16 protein-coding genes and 1 other annotated feature are annotated in these 20,013 nt (G+C 57.4%); of the genes, 10 read left to right on the forward strand and 6 right to left on the reverse strand.

Annotation, left to right across the window (positions count from 1 at the left end; genetic code table 11):
* Positions 1 to 2 precede the first annotated feature (2 nt).
* The 5 genes from proC to ACZ439_RS23345 form a co-directional block, all read right to left on the reverse strand.
* Positions 3 to 872 (reverse strand): pyrroline-5-carboxylate reductase, encoded by an 870-nt coding sequence (gene proC / locus ACZ439_RS23325; protein ID WP_054798760.1) that lies wholly within the window; start codon positions 870 to 872, stop codon positions 3 to 5.
* Positions 873 to 897: 25 nt separating this feature from the next.
* Positions 898 to 2,169 carry a glutamate-5-semialdehyde dehydrogenase gene (locus ACZ439_RS23330; RefSeq protein WP_155615260.1) on the reverse strand — a complete coding sequence of 424 codons (1,272 nt, stop codon included), beginning with the start codon at positions 2,167 to 2,169 and terminating at the stop codon, positions 898 to 900.
* Between the two features lie 34 nt (positions 2,170 to 2,203).
* Positions 2,204 to 3,337, reverse strand: a complete 1,134-nt coding sequence (gene proB / locus ACZ439_RS23335; RefSeq protein ID WP_464620270.1) for a glutamate 5-kinase — start codon at positions 3,335 to 3,337, stop codon at positions 2,204 to 2,206.
* Positions 3,338 to 3,400: 63 nt separating this feature from the next.
* Positions 3,401 to 3,614: a binding site (T-box leader), on the reverse strand.
* A 76-nt stretch (positions 3,615 to 3,690) separates the two neighbouring features.
* Positions 3,691 to 4,776, reverse strand: a complete 1,086-nt coding sequence (locus tag ACZ439_RS23340; protein WP_164751787.1) for a GGDEF domain-containing protein — start codon at positions 4,774 to 4,776, stop codon at positions 3,691 to 3,693.
* Positions 4,777 to 4,883: 107 nt separating this feature from the next.
* Positions 4,884 to 6,086, reverse strand: a complete 1,203-nt coding sequence (locus ACZ439_RS23345; protein WP_054795547.1) for a pyridoxal phosphate-dependent aminotransferase — start codon at positions 6,084 to 6,086, stop codon at positions 4,884 to 4,886.
* A gap of 189 nt (positions 6,087 to 6,275) precedes the next feature.
* Here ACZ439_RS23345 and ACZ439_RS23350 point away from each other — a divergent pair, with 189 nt between their 5' ends.
* Complete coding sequence (locus tag ACZ439_RS23350) at positions 6,276 to 7,079, forward strand: carbon-nitrogen family hydrolase (protein WP_127607274.1); 804 nt, start codon at positions 6,276 to 6,278, stop codon at positions 7,077 to 7,079.
* A 66-nt stretch (positions 7,080 to 7,145) separates the two neighbouring features.
* Here the strand turns inward: ACZ439_RS23350 and ACZ439_RS23355 are convergent, their stop codons facing one another.
* Positions 7,146 to 8,117, reverse strand: a complete 972-nt coding sequence (locus ACZ439_RS23355) for a LysR family transcriptional regulator (protein WP_127607276.1) — start codon at positions 8,115 to 8,117, stop codon at positions 7,146 to 7,148.
* A 172-nt stretch (positions 8,118 to 8,289) separates the two neighbouring features.
* Here ACZ439_RS23355 and leuC point away from each other — a divergent pair, with 172 nt between their 5' ends.
* The 9 genes from leuC to ACZ439_RS23400 all read left to right on the forward strand — a co-directional run bounded on the left by leuC (position 8,290) and on the right by ACZ439_RS23400 (position 20,006).
* Entirely contained in the window at positions 8,290 to 9,708 is a 1,419-nt protein-coding gene (leuC, locus tag ACZ439_RS23360) for a 3-isopropylmalate dehydratase large subunit (RefSeq protein WP_054795548.1), read from the forward strand.
* A gap of 35 nt (positions 9,709 to 9,743) precedes the next feature.
* On the forward strand, positions 9,744 to 10,349 hold the full coding sequence (gene leuD, locus ACZ439_RS23365) for a 3-isopropylmalate dehydratase small subunit (protein ID WP_141333743.1): 606 nt from the start codon (positions 9,744 to 9,746) through the stop codon (positions 10,347 to 10,349).
* Positions 10,350 to 10,484: 135 nt separating this feature from the next.
* A complete protein-coding gene (locus tag ACZ439_RS23370) occupies positions 10,485 to 11,357 on the forward strand; it encodes a 3-hydroxyacyl-CoA dehydrogenase family protein (RefSeq protein WP_127607280.1) in 873 nt (290 codons plus the stop codon).
* Positions 11,354 to 12,568 (forward strand): acetate kinase, encoded by a 1,215-nt coding sequence (locus ACZ439_RS23375; protein WP_127607282.1) that lies wholly within the window; start codon positions 11,354 to 11,356, stop codon positions 12,566 to 12,568. Before ACZ439_RS23370 ends, ACZ439_RS23375 begins: the two co-directional genes overlap by 4 nt.
* A 69-nt stretch (positions 12,569 to 12,637) precedes the next feature.
* Positions 12,638 to 13,936: an asparagine--tRNA ligase gene (asnS, locus tag ACZ439_RS23380; RefSeq protein WP_464620271.1), complete on the forward strand. Its 1,299-nt coding sequence runs from the start codon at positions 12,638 to 12,640 to the stop codon at positions 13,934 to 13,936.
* A 57-nt stretch (positions 13,937 to 13,993) separates the two neighbouring features.
* Positions 13,994 to 14,671, forward strand: a complete 678-nt coding sequence (locus ACZ439_RS23385) for a DnaD domain protein (protein WP_127607286.1) — start codon at positions 13,994 to 13,996, stop codon at positions 14,669 to 14,671.
* Positions 14,672 to 15,188: 517 nt separating this feature from the next.
* Complete coding sequence (locus ACZ439_RS23390) at positions 15,189 to 16,034, forward strand: ABC transporter ATP-binding protein (RefSeq protein ID WP_127607288.1); 846 nt, start codon at positions 15,189 to 15,191, stop codon at positions 16,032 to 16,034.
* Positions 16,027 to 17,094, forward strand: a complete 1,068-nt coding sequence (locus tag ACZ439_RS23395) for an efflux RND transporter periplasmic adaptor subunit (protein ID WP_373423818.1) — start codon at positions 16,027 to 16,029, stop codon at positions 17,092 to 17,094. The genes ACZ439_RS23390 and ACZ439_RS23395 overlap by 8 nt, the downstream gene beginning before the upstream one ends.
* On the forward strand, positions 17,094 to 20,006 hold the full coding sequence (locus ACZ439_RS23400; RefSeq protein ID WP_464620272.1) for an ABC transporter permease: 2,913 nt from the start codon (positions 17,094 to 17,096) through the stop codon (positions 20,004 to 20,006). The genes ACZ439_RS23395 and ACZ439_RS23400 overlap by 1 nt, the downstream gene beginning before the upstream one ends.
* Positions 20,007 to 20,013: the final 7 nt, after the last annotated feature.

Raw genomic sequence — 20,013 nt, forward strand, 5'->3', positions numbered from 1 at the left:
CTTTATTTGTTTTGGGACGTAACGGAATCGCTGATGGCGGCTCCGATTTCGGAAGCGCGCTCAGCCGAGCGAAGCACGGCTTGCGTGACCGTCTCGCTGAAGCCGCGACCGGCCATCAGCTCGAGCGCGGCTTGTGTCGTGCCGTTCGGCGACGTTACTTTGCGGCGCAGCTCGGCCGGCTCCTCGCCGGTCGTCTCAACCATGCGGGCGGCGCCAAGTACGGTTTGCACGGTCAGCCGGCGCGCTTCCTCGCGGTTGAGGCCGCCTTGGACGCCCCCCTCAATCATCGCTTCCATCATGAAATAGATGTAAGCGGGGCCGCTTCCCGACAGGCCGGTGACCGTATCGAGCAGCGGCTCGTCGACGATGCTGACGATGCCGGTCGACCGAAACATGTCGGTCGCGATTTGCCGCTGTTCGGCGTTGACGGCTGCGGAGAAGCTGATACCGGTTGCGCCGAGACCGATCGTGCTGGACGTGTTGGGCATCGTGCGCACAACCGGCATGCGCGGGTTCTCCAGCAGCCCGGATATCGTTTCAATGGATAGCCCGGCAATGACGGAGACGAGCAGCTGGCGCTCGTTCAACAGCCCGCGGAGAAGCCGCACGCCCTCTGCGGCATCCTTCGGCTTAAAGGCGATGACGACGACGTCCGCTTGGCGGATCGCCTGTTCTTTGGCGGCTTCGTCTTGCGTATAACGAATGCCGTATGTCTGCTGAAGCTCCTGCAATCGAGCCGCATTCGAGCGGTTCGCGACGAAGATGCGCTCGCCTTGGACGCCCCCCTTGTCGATCAGGCCGCGAATGACGGCTTCGGCCATCGAGCCTGCGCCGATAAAGGCGATATTTATTGAAGCTAAAGTGTTGGACACGTTGAAGGACTCCTTTATATGTTCGTTATCCCCGGATTTGGCCGTTGCCGACGACACAGTATTTGCTCGATGTCAAGGCAGGCAGGCCCATCGGTCCGCGGACGTGAAGCTTTTGCGTGCTGATGCCGATTTCCGCGCCGAAGCCGAATTCGAACCCGTCGGTAAAACGGGTGGAGGCGTTGTGGTAAACGGCGGCGGCGTCGACTTCATTCAAGAAACGGGCGGCATGGTCGGCATTTTCGGTTACGATGCATTCGGAATGCATCGTCCCGTGAGCGGCGATATGCGCCAGCGCTTCGTCCAACCCATCCACGATACGTACGTTGAGAATGTAATCGTTATACTCGGTATCCCAATCCTGATCGGTGGCTTCATTCATGCCGGGGAAGATGCGGCGGGCCTGTTCGTCGCCGCGCAGTTCAACGTTCTGCTGTGCGAACTGGTGCAGGATCATCTCGAGATGCCGTTCGGCAAACGACTTGTGCACGAGCAGCGTTTCCATCGAGTTGCAGACGGAGGGGCGCTGCACTTTGGCGTTGATGGCGATTTGCAGCGCCATCTCCGGCTTCGCCGAATCATCGATGAACGTATGGCAAATGCCGGAGCCGGTTTCGATGACCGGTACGGAAGCGTTCTTCACGACATTCTGGATGAGCGAAGCGCCGCCGCGCGGAATGAGCACGTCAAGCAGGCCGTTCAGCTTGAGCATTTCTTGGGCCGAGGCGCGGCTCGGATCCAGCACGAGCTGCAGCGCATCGACGGGAACGTCGGTTTCGCGAAGCGCTTCGTGCAGTACCTCTACGATGCGTTTGTTCGATTCAAGAGCGGACGATCCGCCGCGCAGGACGACGGCGTTGCCGGTTTTCAAACACAGTCCGGCCGCATCGACCGTAACGTTCGGGCGGGCTTCGTAGATCATGCCGATCACGCCGAGCGGGACGCGCACCTTGCGGATCGACAGCCCGTTAGGCCGGTCGAACGCTTCGAGCACATCGCCGATCGGATCTGGCAGCTCCACGACTTGGCGCAAGCCTTCGGCCATCGCCGCGATGCGGGACTCGTTTAACGCGAGCCGGTCGAGCAGCGAGACCGAGATGCCGTTCTCGCGGCCGCGCTGCAGGTCGAGCGCGTTAGCGGCGATAATCGAAGAGGCTTCCTGAACCAGCGCTTCAGCCATGCGGAGCAGGGCGGCGTTCTTCTGCCCGGTGGAGAGCAAGCTAAGCTTCGGCGAGGCCGCTTTAGCCAGCTTCGCCTTTATCGTCACTTCAGAAGTATGGGTATCGTAAACAGTCGTCATTCGCCTGTTCCTCCTTTAAGTAAGTAAGCTGATCTTACGAATTTGCGCTATCTCTTGCTTTCGCCGTCGCGGCGAGGGTAATCCATTCGTCGCGGTGTATGACTTCGAGCCGCGGCACCTCGATGCGCTTCAGCACTTCGTCGGTGCTTAACCCGGCAACGGCTTGAAGCTGCCACGCCGCATAATTGACGACGCCCCGGCCGACCGTCTGCCCGCTCGCGTTCACAACCTCGATGACGTCGCCCGGGTGAAAGTCGCCGGAAACTTCCTTCACGCCGGCCGGCAGCAGACTTTTGCCGCCCTCGATGAGCGCCCGTTCCGCGCCGTCGTCGACGACGGCGCGGCCTTGCGGCTGCGAGTGGAAGCCGAGCCACTGCTTCTTCATCGGCAAATTGTGTTCGCTCGTATCGAAATACGTGCCTTTGCCGGAGCCGTCCACCGCAAGCGTCAAGTCGCCGGGTTCCATAACCCGGCCGACGAAGACGGGAATGCCGCCGCGCATCGCGATGCGGGCCGCTTCAACCTTGGAGCGCATGCCGCCGGTGCCGACGGAAGAGCCCGAGCCTCCGGCGATCCGGTAGAGCTCTTCGTCGATTTCGTTCACGCGGTCGATCCGTTTCGCTTCGGCGTTTTTCCGCGGATCTTCCGTGTAGAGCCCGTCGGTATCGGTCAGGATGACCAGCTTGCGCGCCCGTACCAGATTAGCGACCAGGGCGGATAACGTATCGTTGTCGCCGAATTTCAGCTCATCGACCGAGACGGTGTCGTTCTCGTTAATGATCGGCACCATGCGCCTTCGAAGCAGCTCCTCCAGCGTCATCTGCGCGTTATGGATGCGTTTGCGGTTGGAAAAGTCGGAGCGGGTAAGCAAAATTTGACCGACGCCGACACCGTGGCGTCCGAATGCATCATGGTACGCCTGCATCAGCAGCGCTTGCCCGACGGACGCCGAAGCTTGCTTCTCATGCAGAGATTTGGGACGGGATGCATAGCCGAGCTCGCGAAACCCGGCCGCGACCGCGCCGGAGGTGACGAGCAGCACCGGATAACCGGCGCGGTGCAGAGAAGCCAGTTCCGAGGCGAAGAACACGATTTTATCGCGGTTCAGCCCCCCTTCATCCGACGTGAGCGAGCTGCTTCCGATTTTGACGACAATGGCTTGCGACATATACTTCACTCTTTTCCGTTACGATTGGAGGAGGGTCCCGGTAAATGCAAAAAGGCCCCGTCCTCTAAGGACGAAAGCCATAACTTCCGCGGTACCACCTTACTTGATGAGCGTGCTCATCCGTCTTGATCCCTCATAACGGCGGGGAACGCCGTCCAACTCGTCGTTGGCCGTTCAGGGGCGGGTTCGGTAAGTCTTCACGGTAAATTCTCTCAGCCGTCGGAATTTACTCTCTGAGCGTGCAGGGGCTTCCTACTATTCCCATCATTACGTTTGGTTTCTTGTTTAGCATAGCACGCCCGGACGCGGTTTGTAAAGGAGACGGCGCCGTCCGATACGGGTTGGACTTGGAGCTAGCCTGCGCAGGCGGTTCGGTTTTTGCCGGAATGTTTGGCCTCGTACAGCAGCATATCCGCTTTCTCGAACAATCGCTCTTTGTCTTCGTTGGCGCGATGCGCATACAGGCCGATACTGACTGTCACCGAGCTGCCGTCCAACTCAGGGTGCCGCATATTCGCAATGACGGTGCGAATGTCCTCAAGCATCGCATACGCTTCCTTGAACGACTTCTCGGTCATAATGACGGCGAATTCCTCACCGCCGTAACGGGCGGCGAAATCGTTAGGGGTAAGGGCTTCCTGGATGGCGGTTGCGACTGCCCGCAGCACGATGTCGCCGGCGCGGTGTCCGTACGTGTCGTTCACGGTCTTAAAATTATCAATGTCGAGAACGGCGAGGCAAAGCGGGAACGGCTGATGATTCCACAGCTCGAGCAATTTGTCCAAGTATTCGTGAAACGTCCGGTGATTGTAAAGTCCGGTAAGCGCGTCGGTTTTGATCAGCTTGTCCAACACGACATTTTGCACCAGAAGCTCCTGTTTGGCGTCGATGACCGATTGCAAATAGCGGGCCAATTGCCGTCCGCGGGCCACGATCGTTAAGGCGATCAGGAGCACGGCGACTAGCAACAGATGTATCAGGATGATTTGATCCCGGGTTGTCTGTACGCGAATCGCTTCGTTGGCGAACGTCGTGACGTAAAAGCAGGATAAGTTCAGGCCGAAGGCATAGAACGCGATTTGGCGCCGCATGTAGATAACCGAAATCAGCAACGGCAGCACAAACAGCGATTGGATAAACGTGATCATCGAGATCGAGGAGACGAGCACGGCGCACATGGCGGTCGCGGTCGTGATCATGAAGAAATCTTGATAAGCCTTCATTCTCGGCAGCGTCAACTCAGCGACGATGGCGACTGCAGACAAGCCCGCCGTCGGAAACAGGATACATGGGTACAAGGCGCTCTCTTCGCTTACGGAGCGAAACGGGTACCCGACGCATGCCACCGCTAACGACAGAACGATCATGCACCAATACGCATTTAAATAGATACGATGCCAACGATTCATTTGCAGGCTGGAGATCGTGTCGTAGTCCATAGGCATCACCTTAAGCGGTAGAATAAGACTTCGGAATGATGGATGCAATGAGCTTATTCTACCATAGTCCTAAGGTTTGGTATATATGAATGATCCCCTTGGCGGTCTTAAAATAAACCGAGCGCTTCAACCCGGCGCACCGCTTCCTGCAGTCTCGATTCCGGACTTAGCAAGCCGAGCCGTACGTAACCTTCGCCGTGCTCCCCGAAGCCGATACCGGGCGCAACGACGATTTTGGCTTCGTTCAGCAGCCGATCGGCCAGCGTTTCGGAGGTGTATCCCTTCGGAACCGGCAGCCATGTAAAGAAAGAGCCTTGCGATCGTTTCGCTTGCCAGCCGATCCGGTCCAGCTCGGTAAACAGCGCATGACGGCGGGATTGATAAACCGCGACAAGCTCGTCCACGCACGATTGCGGTCCGGTGAGCGCTACCGCCGCCGCCGCTTGAATGCCCCCGAACAGGCTGCAGTAATAATGATCCTGAATCAGGTTGATCATGCGCACAACTTCTTTATTTCCGAGGCAAAAGCCGACCCGCCATCCGGCCATATTGTACGTTTTGGACAGCGTGTAAAATTCGACGCCGACTTCCTTGGCGCCCGGCACCTGCAAGAAGCTGACGGGCTTCGTCTCTTCGAACCCGATTGCGCCGTAAGCGAAATCGCTGGCGACGACGATGCCGTGCTTGGCGGCGAACCGCACGGTTTCCTCGTAGAAGGAGTAAGGAGCCGAGACAGCGGTCGGGTTGTTCGGGTAGTTCATGAACATCAGCTTCGCTTTGTTGAGATCGTCGGCCGCCAGTGAGTCGTAATCCGGCAGGAACGCATTCGACTCCCGCAGCGGCATGAACGCCATGCGGGCTCCGGACAATGCGACGCCGGACCAATAATCCGGATAGCCCGGATCCGGGACGAGGCACACGTCGCCCGGATTGAGCAGACATTGGGCGATTTCGACGAGCCCGGTTTTGCCGCCGAACAAGATGGCGACCTCCGTTTCGGGATCGAGCTCGACGCCGTAATCTTCACGATACCGCTGGGCGACCGCTTCCTTCAGGAACATATAGCCGTTGAACGGCGGATATCTGTGGTATTGGGGGTTCTCCGCCGCTTCCTGCAGCGCCTGTACGATATGCGGCGGCGTCGGACGGTCCGGGTTGCCTTGGCCGAGATTGATGACATCGTGTCCGGCAGCGATTTGCTCGTTCGCTTTGCGCACGAGTTTGGCGAAAAATTGGGTAGGCAGCTCCTGCAGGCGCTGCGCGGGCTGAATGGGAAAAGCGCTGACGGCGCTGGGCGAAGTTGGGTTCATGTTCGTCTCACTCCATTGCTTAGTATCGGTATGCGGGCTGATGCCGCTTTAGTTGAATACGATTAATGTAACATGAATTCCGACCTGTGTACATGGGAATGGCTTTCGCATGAAGGATCCGTTGAAGTTGTCGGCCTCATGCTCTATAGTTAAGGAAATGTCGATTTTACGAAGTAAAGGATGGGGAACATGACACAAGGCACCTGGAACGTCGCGCTGCTGCAGATGGACATAGCCATCGGCGAGCCGGAGCGCAATTACGCCAAGTTGGAAGAAATGCTGAATGAAGCGGTCACGAATGAAGTGAAGCCGGATGTGATCGTCATTCCGGAGATGTGGAACACCGGGTATGCGCTGGACCGCATTCAGGAATTGGCCGACCCGGCCGGAGAACGGACGCGGGCGCTGCTGTCCGGGTTTAGCCGGGAACACGGGGTGAACGTCGTGGGCGGATCGATCGCGGAGAAGCGGGAAGGCGGGGTTTTCAATACGATCTATGCGTTCGATCGTGAAGGGAACGAAGCCGGCGACTATTCGAAAATTCATCTGTTCCGGTTGATGGACGAGGAGAAGTTTTTGCAAAGCGGAGACAAGCTGGGAAGGCTTGAGCTCGACGGCGTTCCGGCGGGGATGATGATTTGTTACGACATCCGCTTCCCGGAATTGTCGCGCAAGCTGGCGCTCGGCGGCGCCCAGGTGCTGTTCGTGCCGGCGGAATGGCCGAATCCGCGCCTGCACCATTGGCGAACGCTGCTGATGGCGCGCGCGATTGAGAATCAGATGTTCGTCATTTCGTGCAACCGTGTCGGCATAAGCGGAACGACGGAATTTTTCGGTCATTCCATGGTCATCGACCCGTGGGGCGAGGTGCTCGCGGAAGGGGACGAAAGCGAGCGCATCGTGCGGGCCACGATCGATCTCGGGCTTGTGAAGGACGTTCGCCGGCGCATTCCGATCTTCGAGGATCGACGTCCGTCGTTGTACGCGGAATAAGCGGGGCTATCCCCGCGCCATGCCGTCATCGCATGGCGAAGGGACACCATTAATGGCAGGCTGGAGTCAGGTCGGCGTGCGCATGACGTCGCGGAACGTCTCCATGAACGCTTCGACCGCCTTGGACAAGTAGCGTCCTTTGCGGTAAGCGACTACGAGCGTTCGCGTCGGACGGCTTTGCAGCGGCAGGTAGGCAGGCGCCAGCTTGCTCCAGCGGCCGCGGGATACCATGTGCGGCACGAAGGCGATGCCCATGCCGGCGGCGACGAGCGACTGCACCGTCTCGATGTTGCTGCTTTCGAACACAATGTTCGGCGAGAAGCCTGCGCTGCCGCACAGCTCGATGGCGATTTGCCGGAAGCCCTGGCCCTTCTTCAGCGCGATGAACGGCTCGTTCCGCAGCAGCCCGATGTCGACCGGCTGCACCGAGCGGTCTGCGCCTGATAGCGGACGGAGCGGATCCGTCCACGCATCGCCTCCTTCACCGGGGGCCGCTTCTGCGGCCTTGGCGGCGAGCGGATGCTGCGGCGGCACCGCCAGCACGATTTCTTCCTCGATCACCGGCTCGTAAGCGAGCGCGTCGTCAAACAGCGGCAGCGACAGCAGCGATATGTCCGCCTGGCCGCTGGCGGTCAAATGCTCGAGGTTCCTCGTCGTCTCCTCGACAAGCACGACGTCGATCTCGGGGTAGCGCTCCTGAAAAACGGGAAGCACGAGCGGCAGGACGTGCGCGCCGGTGATCGGCAGGCTGCCGACGACAAGCCGGCCCTTGCGCATCTGTGAAATATCTTCCATTTCCTTCTTCAGCTGCTCGACGGTGTCGAGTATTTTTTGTGCCTTCTCCACGAAGAGCGACCCGGCATACGTGACCTCCACCGAGTTTGTCGTGCGTTGAAACAAGAGTACGCCGATTTCTTTCTCCAGCTTGGACAGCTGCTGGCTGAGGGAGGGCTGGGCGATGTGCAGCTTTTCTGCGGCGCGGGAAAAGTTTTTGTCGATAGCGATTTGCAAAGCGTATTGCAGCTGACGCAGTTCCATGATCGTTCAAACGGCTCCTTTGGTTCATAATTGATTTATGATGCATTATTATCGAAACCTATCAATGTTATAGCTATTATATCTTGGAACAATGAAGTTGAACATGGTACGATGTAACACATAGAGCAGTACATTCCAAGGATTCATTCATACACAACCCGAGGTGGAACCGATGGCAAAAACAATGTTTGAGAAAATTTGGGATAACCATGTCATTCAATCCGAAGCAGGCAAACCGAGCATCATCTATATCGACCTGCATTTGGTGCATGAAGTGACAAGCCCGCAAGCTTTCGAAGGACTTCGCTTGAGCGGCCGCAAAGTGCGCCGTCCGGACCTGACGTTCGCAACGATGGATCACAACGTGCCGACGAAAGACCGTTTCAACATCACCGATCCGATTTCGAAGCAGCAGATCGATACGCTTTCGAAAAACTGCGCTGACTTCGGGATCAAGCTGTTTGACCTGGACAGCATCGACCAAGGTGTCGTGCACGTTATGGGACCGGAAGTCGGCTTGACGCATCCGGGCAAAACGATCGTCTGCGGCGACAGCCACACGTCGACTCACGGCGCTTTCGGCGCATTGGCGTTCGGCATCGGGACGAGCGAAGTCGAGCACGTGCTCGCGACGCAATGCTTGCAGCAATCCAAAGCCAAAACGCTTGAAGTGCGCATCAACGGCCGCTTGCAGCCGGGCGTCACGGCGAAAGACTTGATCCTCGGCGTGATCGCGAAATACGGTACGGATTTCGCCACCGGTTACGTCATCGAGTATACGGGCGAAGCGATCCGCAACTTGTCGATGGAAGAGCGCATGACCGTATGTAACATGTCGATCGAAGCGGGCGCAAGAGCCGGTTTGATCGCGCCTGACCAAACGACATTCGATTACTTGCGCGGACGCGAGTATGTGCCGCAAGGCGAAGCGTTCGACAGAGCGGTAGCCGAATGGAGCAAGCTGACGACAGACGAAGGCGCTGTATACGACCGTGTGGTTGAATTCGACGCCGAGAGCCTGATCCCGCAAGTGACCTGGGGCACGAGCCCGGGCATGGGTACCGACATTACCGGCGTTGTGCCGAATCCGGCGGACTTCACGACCGAGAACGAGCGCAAAGCTGCTGAGAAAGCCCTGGAGTACATGGGCTTGACGCCGGGAACGCCGATGTCCGAAATCGCGATCGATTATGTGTTTATCGGTTCCTGTACGAACGGCCGGATCGAAGACCTGCGCGCCGCCGCAGCTGTCGCTCAAGGTCATAAAGTGGCTCCGAACGTCACGGCGATTGTCGTACCGGGATCGGGCCGCGTGAAGATCCAGGCCGAGAAGGAAGGTCTGGACAAAATCTTCACCGAAGCCGGATTCGAATGGCGCGACGCGGGCTGCTCGATGTGTCTGGCAATGAACCCGGACGTGCTCCAACCGGGACAACGCTGTGCGTCGACGTCCAACCGGAACTTCGAAGGCCGTCAAGGCCGCGACGGACGCACGCATCTCGTATCGCCGGCGATGGCTGCCGCTGCAGCGGTCAAAGGGCGTTTTACAGATGTGCGCGATTGGGAATTTAAAGTGAAGCAGGAAGCTTAAGCATACACCACATGAGAAATAAGGAGTAGAACGACATGGAAGCCTTTAAAAAGCATACCGGCATCGTCGGCCCGGTCGACCGCGTGAACGTCGATACGGACGCCATCATCCCTAAACAATTCCTGAAACGCATCGAGCGTTCCGGCTTCGGCCAGTTCCTCTTCTTCGAATGGCGATTTGACCCGAAAGGGAACGTCATTCCCGAGTTCAGCTTGAACCAGCCGCGTTACCAAGGCGCTTCGGTGCTGATCTCCCGCGCCAACTTCGGCTGCGGTTCATCCCGCGAGCACGCGCCATGGGCGATTCAAGACTACGGCTTCCGCGTCGTCATTGCGCCGTCGTTCGCCGACATTTTCTACAATAACTGCTTCAAGAACGGCATCCTGCCGATCACGCTCAGCGAAGAGCAAGTGGAAGAACTGTTCCAGCGCACAGCCGCTCAAGAAGGCTATCAGCTGACCGTCGATCTCGAGAACAATACGATCACCGACGACCAAGGGCTGAACATCGTGTTTAACCTCGACGAGCATCGCCGTCAATTTCTGCTGCTCGGTCTTGACGATATCGGCTTGACGCTGCAGCATGAAGACAAAATTGCCGCGTACGAAGCGGCTCATGAAGCCCGCCTTGCCAACAAATAAGCTTGTGTCAAAGTCCGCCGCCCGATAAACCGGGTTTGGCGGACTTTTTTTGCGAAAAGTGTGACAAATGATTTATGAAAATTTCTTCCGCTTGTGTATAATATCACTGGATCGATATGGAGGGGGGACGCCATCATGGTATTTAACAAAATAGGAGTCGTCGGAGCGGGCACAATGGGCCAAGGCATCGCGGAAATGTTAGCCTCCCGCGGGCTTGAGGTGCTGCTGATCGAACGAACGCCGGAGCGTCTGGACCAGGCTTGGGAACAAATGGAGATTAGCCTAGACAAGCAGATCGAGAAATGGGCGATTACGATCCCGGAGAAAAAATTGATTTTATCGCGTATTCATAAGATGACGGACTGGAGCCGGTTGTCCGAGTGCGACATGGTGATCGAATCGATCAGCGAAGATCTGGATTTGAAAAAACAAGTGTTCGCGCGGCTTGACGACCTGTGCCCGCCCCCGATCATTCTCGCAAGCAATACGTCGACGCTCAGCTTAACCGAGATAGCGGCCGCAACGAAGGTGCCGGAGCGGGTGATCGGGCTGCATTTTTTGTACCCGGTATCGAAAATTCATCTCGTGGAAATTATTCGGGCGGTTAAAACGAGCGAGGATACGTTCGAACAAACGCGCCGTTTCGTGGAACAAACGATTCAAAAACGCGGCATTCAAGTGTACGAATCACCGGGCTTCGTGACGACGCGGTTGATCTGCATCCTGATTAACGAAGCGATGCATGCGCTTTCCGAACGGGTGGCGACGGCCGACGATATCGATAGCGCGATGCGGATCGGGTACGATTTTCGTTACGGACCGCTGGAGATGGCTGACCGGTTCGGACTCGATTCGGTGCTGGCGGCGATGGAGCGAATGTTCCGCGAGTTCGGCGAGCTGAAGTACCGGCCTTCGTTCCTGCTCAAACAAATGGTTCGGGCGGGGCATCTCGGGACGAAAACGGGACAAGGCTTTTTTACCTACGATAAGGACGGTGACCGACTATGATTATTCTCGTCATCAACGCCGGGAGCTCGTCATTGAAATTTCAACTGTATCAAATGACGGATGAATCGGTGCTGGCCAAAGGCAAGGTGGAGCGGATCGGCATGGAATCGGCGATTCTCACTTACGAACCGGAAGGGAAGCAGGACATTCGCGAGGTGCGGGAAATTTTGGAGCATACGACGGCGATTCGCCGGGTGCTCGATATGCTGGTCCATCCGGAATTCGGCGTGCTGCAATCCGCAGCGCAAATCGAAGCCGTCGGGCACCGGGTCGTGCATGGCGGCGAGTCGTTCTCCAGCTCGGTGAGGGTGAACGAAGAGGTGAAGCGCGAGATCAAGCGGCTGTTCGACCTTGCGCCGCTGCACAACCCGGCACATATGCTGGGCATTCAAGCGGTCGAGGCGAACATGCCGAATACGCCGCAGGCGGTCGTATTTGATACGGCGTTCCACCAGACGATGCCCGAGACGTCCTATTTATACCCCATTCCGATGGTGCTCTACAAAAAGCACAAAATTCGCCGTTACGGGTTTCACGGCATGTCGCACGCTTATGTCAGCGAGCGGGCGGCTTCGTTTCTCGGCAGGCCGCTTTCGGAGCTGAAGCTGGTGACGTGCCATATCGGCAACGGTGCCAGCTGCGCAGCGGTGCTGCACGGCCAGTCGCTCGACACGAGCATGGGCTTAACGCCGCTGGAAGGGCTGATGATGGGGACGCGCAGCGGGGACATCGATCCGGCGATCGTTCCGTTCACGATGGGCAAGGAAGACCTGACACTGTCGGAGGTCAACTCCATGCTGAACAAGCACAGCGGGCTGATGGCGATCTCCGGCATCAGCAGCGACATGCGGGAGATTACGCAGGCGATGGAGGCGGGCGACCGGAACGCGACGCTCGCGTTCAAGATGTATGAATACCGGCTGCGCAAATACATCGGCGCTTACGCCGCCGCCATGAACGGCATCGATGCTATCGTGTTTACCGCCGGCGTAGGGGAAAACTCGGCCGTGCTGCGCGACGCCGTCTGCCGTAACCTGACGTTCCTCGGCCTGGAGCTCGACGAAGCGGCCAATATGCGCCGCGACGGCGGGGAACGGGTCATCACCAAGCCCGGTTCGCGCGTTCAGGCGCTCGTCATTCCGACGAATGAGGAGCTGGTCATCGCGCGGGATACGCACCGTTTGATTTTCAAATCCAATCATGTAGAATAAGGATAAAGAGCGCCGGTCGAACATCTGTTCACCGGCGTCCCGGATTCGATCAAGCAAGGAGGATGGCTGATGAATCGCAATTTGGTTACGATTCGCCAAGCGGGCGGGCACGTGGAACAAACGGTTACCATCGGTTGTTGGTTACATAATATCCGCTCGAGCGGAAAAATAAGGTTTTTGCAGCTGCGGGACGGTTCCGGATTTATGCAGGGCGTCGTTGTGAAAAGCGAAGTTTCCGAGCAAGTGTGGGAGGACGCAGGCAAGCTGACGCAGGAAAGCTCCTTATACGTTACGGGCGTCGTACGTGAGGATTCGCGAAGCAAGGGCGGCTTCGAGCTCACGGTCACAGGCATCGAGATCATTCAGCTCGCGACCGATTATCCGATTACACCGAAGGAGCACGGCGTCGATTATTTGATGGATCACCGTCACTTGTGGATTCGTACGCCGCGGCAGCGGGCAATTTTGGTCATTCGTTCGCAAATCATCCGGGCGATTCAGCAGTTTTTTGACGAACGCGGATTTCATTTGGTAGATCCGCCAATCTTGACGCCTTCTTCCTGCGAAGGGACGACCAATCTGTTCCATACGAAATATTTTGACGAGGACGCTTACTTGACGCAAAGCGGACAGCTTTACATGGAAGCGGCGGCGATGGCGCTCGGCCGGGTGTATTCGTTCGGGCCGACGTTCCGCGCCGAGAAGTCGAAGACGCGCCGTCACTTGATCGAGTTTTGGATGATTGAGCCGGAGATGGCTTTCGTCACGCATGAAGAGAATCTGGAAGTACAGGAGCAGTTCGTTTCGTATGTCGTGCAGTCGGTGCTGGCGAACTGCCGCAAGGAGCTTGAGGTGCTGGAACGGGATGTGACGAAGCTGGAGCGCATTCAAGCCCCGTTTCCGCGCATTACGTACGACGAAGCGGTCAAGTTTCTGCAGGACAACGGGCACGAGTTTGAGTGGGGCGAAGATTTCGGCGCTCCTCACGAGACGGCGATCGCGGAAAGCTATGACAAGCCGGTGTTCATCACGCATTACCCGACGGAAATCAAAGCGTTCTATATGAAGCCGGATCCGTCTCGTCCGGAGGTCGTGCTGTGTGCGGATATGATTGCGCCCGAAGGGTACGGCGAAATTATCGGGGGCAGCCAGCGCATCGACGATCCGGAGCTGATGGAGGAACGCTTCAAGGAGCACGAGTTATCGAAGGATGCGTACCAGTGGTATCTGGATCTGCGCAAATACGGCTCCGTGCCGCATTCGGGCTTCGGTCTGGGGCTGGAGCGGACGGTCGCCTGGATTTGCGGCCTTGACCACGTCCGGGAGACGATTCCGTTCCCGCGTTTGCTCTATCGTTTGTATCCGTAAGGCCGGCCGGCGGTTCAGTTGCTCGGGTAAGGATACGTTACGGAAAGAGGGGTTGGCATGAGGGGGAACGGGCAAGAAGCGGGGGACTTTGCTGCCTTGCTGCTGGAAGGACTGCAAAGCGGCAGCGTCGAGGTGCCGTACTGGCTGCTGCAATATTATCCCCAGCTGCGTTTAGGGGAACATGAAGTGATGCTGCTGATTCATCTCATGGCGTTCAAGCAGAAGGAAGGCAAGGACTTTCCGACGCCTGAGGAGCTGTGCGCGCGGATGTCGATTGCACAAGACAAAGTGATCACAGTGCTGCAGAAGCTGATGCGGGAAGGATTCCTGCTGATCGATGAAACGAAGGATCCGGTGACGGGGGTACACAGCGAAGCCTACAACTGGTCGCCGCTGCTCAACAGGCTCGCGGCGATTCGCGCGGACGAATGGGAGGCTGCGCGCAGAGCGCAGATCGTTTCGGAGAGCGCGCGCGGGGAGCGGAAAGATATTTTTTCGATTTTCGAGAAGGAGTTCGGCCGGCCGTTGACCCCGATGGAGTTCGAATCGATCACAGGCTGGTTAGACAAGGACGGCCATCCGGAGGCATTGATCTTGGCCGGCTTGAAGGAAGCGGTGTTCGCCGGGAAAGTGCATTTCCGCTACATTGACCGCATTCTGCTCGAATGGCAGCGTAACCGGATTACATCGGTGGAACAGGCGAAGGAACATTCGCAGAAGTTCCGATCCCGGTAAGCTTTATGCAAGAAGTGCACTATCGTACAGATTCCGGTCGAGTTCAACGTGGAATTTGCGAAATATCGAGACATTCGTCCCCGGGACGAATGTCTTTTTTTGCTTCTCGCCAAAAACACCATGGAGCCCGCCCCGAAGTACCCCTAACCTCCTGCAAGCTGTTTTGCGCCCTAACTTGCGCCCTAACCCCTCCCCGAAGTACCCCTAACCTCCTTCAAGCCGTTTTGCGCCCTAACTTGCGCCCTAACCCCTCCCCGGCTTCTTAACGATTTCTTCATATTATCTTCATATCATTTATAAATTTGTCCGGCATCATGAATGAGATATTGCCGTTTTGCGGCGCTCGCAACCCGTGGAACCCGTGCCGCAGAAACCGGAAACATGGATTGTTAATTTGGTAAATATTTTTATTTTGTTGCTGCGTGATGTGTAACCTTTTTTCCAGTTCTGTCGTCTATTTCATGTGTTCCATCAATTCTGACCGGTGGTCGAAATTGTAAAAAAAAGGAGGGTCAACATGTTTCCAGGCTTGCGCAGAAACAAAAAACAAGCGCAGAAGCCAAGTCCCGGCGTACCGGAGGAACCGCAATTCGGCGTCTCCTCCGAAGGCGAGCAAGTTCCCGAAGCGGCGTCCGCAGCCGAACTGGCTGCGCTAGAGCAATCGCTGCCTGCGGCGATCGATACAAGCAAGCCCTTGCTGACGGTGACCGGCGTCGAAAGGTCGTTTCCGGTTGGCGGTCAGCAGCTTCATGTCCTGAAAGGGATTGATATGTCGTTGTATCCGCTGCAGCTTGTAATGCTGAAAGGCCGGTCCGGTTCCGGCAAAACGACGCTGCTGAATTTGATCGGCGGCTTGGATCAGCCGAACCGTGGCGAGATCCGGTTCAAGGAACATCTGTTTCACCAATGCGGTGACGATGAGCGCACCTACATACGAAGAAAAGAAATCGGTTTTATATTCCAATCCTTTGCTCTAATGCCGCTCTTGTCCGCTTGGGAAAATGTGGAACTTTCCTTGCGCATGGCCGGGGTTCCCCGGGCTCAGTGGAAACCTCGCGTGACGCATTGCCTGGAGCTGGTCGGGCTTGTCAGACGGATGCACCACCGTCCCTTCGAGCTGTCCGGGGGCGAGCAGCAGCGGGTGGCGATCGCCAAGGCGATTGCGCATAAGCCGAGCTTGCTGCTGGCCGACGAACCGACCGCCGAGCTGGATTCCCAGATGGGTGCTCAAGTCATGAACGTGTTCCGGGATATTATCCGTACCGAACGCATGACGATCTGCATGACCACGCACGATCCGACAATAATGGAGGTAGCCGACCGTGTTTTCGAAATGGTGGATGGGAAATTTATTAATGCTTAAAAAGGCGGCCAAGCCGGCGGCCATCGCCTGCCTCGCCGTATCGCTAGCCGTTACGGCGGGCTGCTCGGTGCTTCCGAAAGAGGAGGAAGAAGAAACGCTGCCTGCCATCCAGCCGCCGAAGCTGTCGAAGAAGCCGGAGTACGTCGTCAAGACCGATACGCTTGAAACGAAGGTTCGCGGCTCCGGGAAGCTGATGGCGACGGTGGAGGAGGACTTATATTTTACTGATGAAACGAGCCGCCGCATTAAAAATCTGTATGTCAAAACCGGTGACACGGTAGAAAAAGGTCAAATCATCGCCGAGCTCGACGTCACCGAGCAGGAGAGCCAGCTCAAGAAGACAAGGCTGCAGACGCGCAGGGATGAGCTGGCCATGATCGAGACGCTGCGCAATGCCGACGGCAAGAGCGCCGAAGAGGTCGAGCAGGCGAAGATCGATTTCGAGCTGAAGCGCGAGGAATTGAATAAGCTGGAGAGCACGATTGCCAATGCGAAGCTGACGGCCCCATTCTCCGGTACGATTGTGTCGGTGTATGTGAAGAAGGGCGATACGGCGAAGGCGTATGATGCGATCGTCACCATCGCCGATCTGTCACAGCTCACCGTTGCCGCAACGCTCAGCCAGGACGACCTGAAGAAGGTCGCCGTCGGGATGGAGGTTGTGGTCGACGTCAACGCGGCCGGACAGTATAAAGGGACGGTGCAGCAGCTGCCGAATCCGAAAGATCCGAACAGCGGGGGTGGCGGCAGCGGATTCCCCGGCGAAGGGCAGAAACAGCCTGACTCTATCGAAAATTACATGATCGTCAAGCTCGATCCGTTTCCGGAGGGGCTGAACCGGGGCACGATGTTAGGCGTCTCGGTCATTACGCAGCGCAAAGAGAATGCGGTGATCATTCCGCTGGCGGCGCTTCGTTCGTATTCGGGACGCAACTATGTGCAGGTCGTAGACGATAAAGGCAACAAGCGCGAGGTGGACGTGGAGCTCGGCCAGCAAACCTCCACCGATGTGGAAATTGTGAAAGGCTTGACGCCGGGACAGAAAGTAGTGGGTCGCTGATGCTGATGTTCCGTTTCTTGTTTCGCAAAATGTGGAACACCCGCTGGCTGACGTTAAGCACGTTGATCGGCTTGATCATGGCGGTCGCCTTCACGACCAGCATCCCGATGTACGCGGACGGTTCGCTGAAGCGCGTCGTCGCCAAATCGCTGGAAGAAAAAAGCGGCGGTTTGCCGGCAGGCTCGGTCATGATCCGTTATCAAGCGAGCGGCAGCGACCGTGCCGAGCTTAGCGATTTGAACGGTGTCGATGCGTTTATTCGGGAGGACCTGCCGAAGGACATCGCGTTTCCGCACCAGGCTTTCGTACGGACGTATTCGATTCGCGGCTCGCAGGTGTCGCCCGACGATCCGTCGAAGGTCGATCCGAGCAAGCGCAGACAGCTGACGCTGATGGCGCAGACCGGACTGAAGGAGCAGGTGGAGCTGACGCAAGGCACGTGGTTTGCGGAGCAGCCCCAAGGCGGGGCGGTCGAAGTCGTCATGTTCGAGGAGGCGCTCTACCGGGGCGATATGCATGTGGGGGACGTCTTCACATACCCGATCTCCGGAGGGCTCGGCATCGCTCCGCTCAAGATTAAGATCGTCGGCGCGTTCAAACCGCTCTCCGGCTCTGATCCCTACTGGTACCAAGGACTGGAAGGCTTGCTCAGCTCCACGTTCATGAGCGAAGCCGGTTTTCAGGATTATATATTGAACAATAAAAAGATTCCGCTGAACTTGGCGAACTGGTATTATGCGTTCGATTTACGCGACATCCAAACGAGCCAGCTGGCGGGTTTGGAGCGGAAGCTGGAGCGTCTTGACATCACGCTGTTCCAGATGCTCAAAAACACGAGAGTGGACATCTCGTTCATCCCGCTGCTGCAGGAATTTAAAGTGCAGAGCTTGCAGCTGCAAATCTTGCTGTTCACGCTGGCGGCGCCCATGATCGCCATGGTGTTCTATTACATCGTCATGAACGCGAGGCAGTCGCTCGACCGGCAGCGAACCGTAATCGCGGTCATTCGCAGCCGGGGCGGCAGCACAGGGCAAATTATATGGATCTATTTGCTGGAAGGACTGCTTCTCGGCGCAGCCGCTCTGCTTCTTGGACCGCTGCTCGGCTGGTTGATGGCCAAGAGCATCGGCTCCTCCAGCGGTTTTCTCACGTTCGTCGACCGCAAGGCCGTGCCGGTCGGCGTCTCGACGGAAGCGCTGCTGTACGGTGCGGCGGCCGTCGTCATTGCGATACTGGCCAGCGTTATACCGGCCATCGTGTTTGCACGGGCATCGATCGTCAGCTATAAGCAGAAGCTGGCGCGCTCCGATCGGCGGCCGTTTTGGCAAAAGTGGTTTCTCGACGTGCTGCTGCTTGGTCTTGTGGGCTACGGCTACTACTTGTTCGGGCAGAGGCAGGATTTGTTCAGCCGCACGGGCATGACCACCGATCAGCTGCAGGTGCATCCGCTGTTGTTTTTTATCCCGGCTTTGTCGATTATTGCCCTCGGTCTGTTTTTCCTGCGCGTCTTCCCGTGGCTGCTGCGCTTCGGCAATTGGCTGGGCAAACGGGTACTGCCGGTTCCCGTCTACTTGACGCTGACGCAGCTGTCCCGCTCGTCGACGGGCTATTACCCGTTAATGATCTTGCTTATTCTTACCCTTGGACTCGGCGTGTATAACGCCTCGGCTGCGCGAACGATCGACTTGAACTCGACCGACCGCATCTTGTACGCCTACGGTACCGATGTCGTCATGCGCGCCGATTGGCAGGCCGTATCCGACGAGCTGCCGAGTCCGCAGCAAGGAGGCGGTCAAGGCGGTCAAGGCCAGGGCGGTCAGGGTCAGGGCCAAGGCCAGGGCGGTCAAGGGCAGGGCCAAGGCGGCCAAGGACAGCCCGGCGCACCGGGCAGCGGCAATGAGCCCCCTCCGAAGCTGCGCTACATCGAGCCTCCTTTCGAAGTGTTCCGCGAGCTGGAGGGCGTCGAGCATGCGGCTCGGGTCTTGACGGCCAAGAGCAACGTCGTCGTTTCCGGCAAGTCGCTCGGCCAAGGCATGCTCATGGGCATCGACAATGTAGACTTCGCCCATGTCGGCTGGTTCCGTAAAGATTTGTTCCCGATTCATCAAAATCTGTATTTAAACCTGCTCGGTCAGTATGAACAGGCAGTGATCATCCCGACTTCGTTCGCCGAGAAGCATCACATCAAACCCGGCGACCTGATGAATATTACCGTTTCCGGCCAACCGGTCGAATTCGTCGTCGTTGCGGCCATCCCTTACTGGCCGAGTCAATATCCGGATGAAATGCCATTCTTTATCGCCAATCTGGAATACGTATACGATCAGGCGCCGATTACGCCGTACGACGTGTGGCTGAAGATGAAGGACGGGGCGAAGGTGGCTCCGCTGCTCGAGTCGCTGGCGGCGAAGAACGTCGATATCGCAACCGTGAAGGATGTGCGCAACGAACTGATCACCCAGAAGAAGCATCCGGCAAGGGGCGGGGTATTCGGCATATTGAGCCTTGGGTTTCTCGTGTCCGTGTTCGTTTCCTTGATCGGGTACATTCTTTACTGGTTCTTCAACCTATCGAGCCGTGTTGTCCAGTTCGGCGTGCTGCGCGCGATGGGGCTGTCCCGCAGGCAGTTAACCGGGATGCTGCTGCTGGAGCAGGCGTTTACGGCAGGTCTGGCGATTGCGCTCGGTTTCGGCATCGGCAAGCTGACGAGTTATTTGTTCCTGCCTTTTCTGCAAACCGCTGAGAACGTCAAGACGCAAGTTCCGCCGTTTCGCGTTATCTTCGATTCGCGCGATACAGGCCAGCTGTACGTCGTCGTCGGCGTCATGATGCTGACGGGTGCGGCGCTGCTGTTCCTGCACATCCGGCGTTTGCGCGTGCATCAAGCCGTGAAGCTCGGAGAGGAGAAGTGAGGCTGCA

It is taken from the genome of Paenibacillus sp. JCM 9796 (assembly GCF_055379675.1).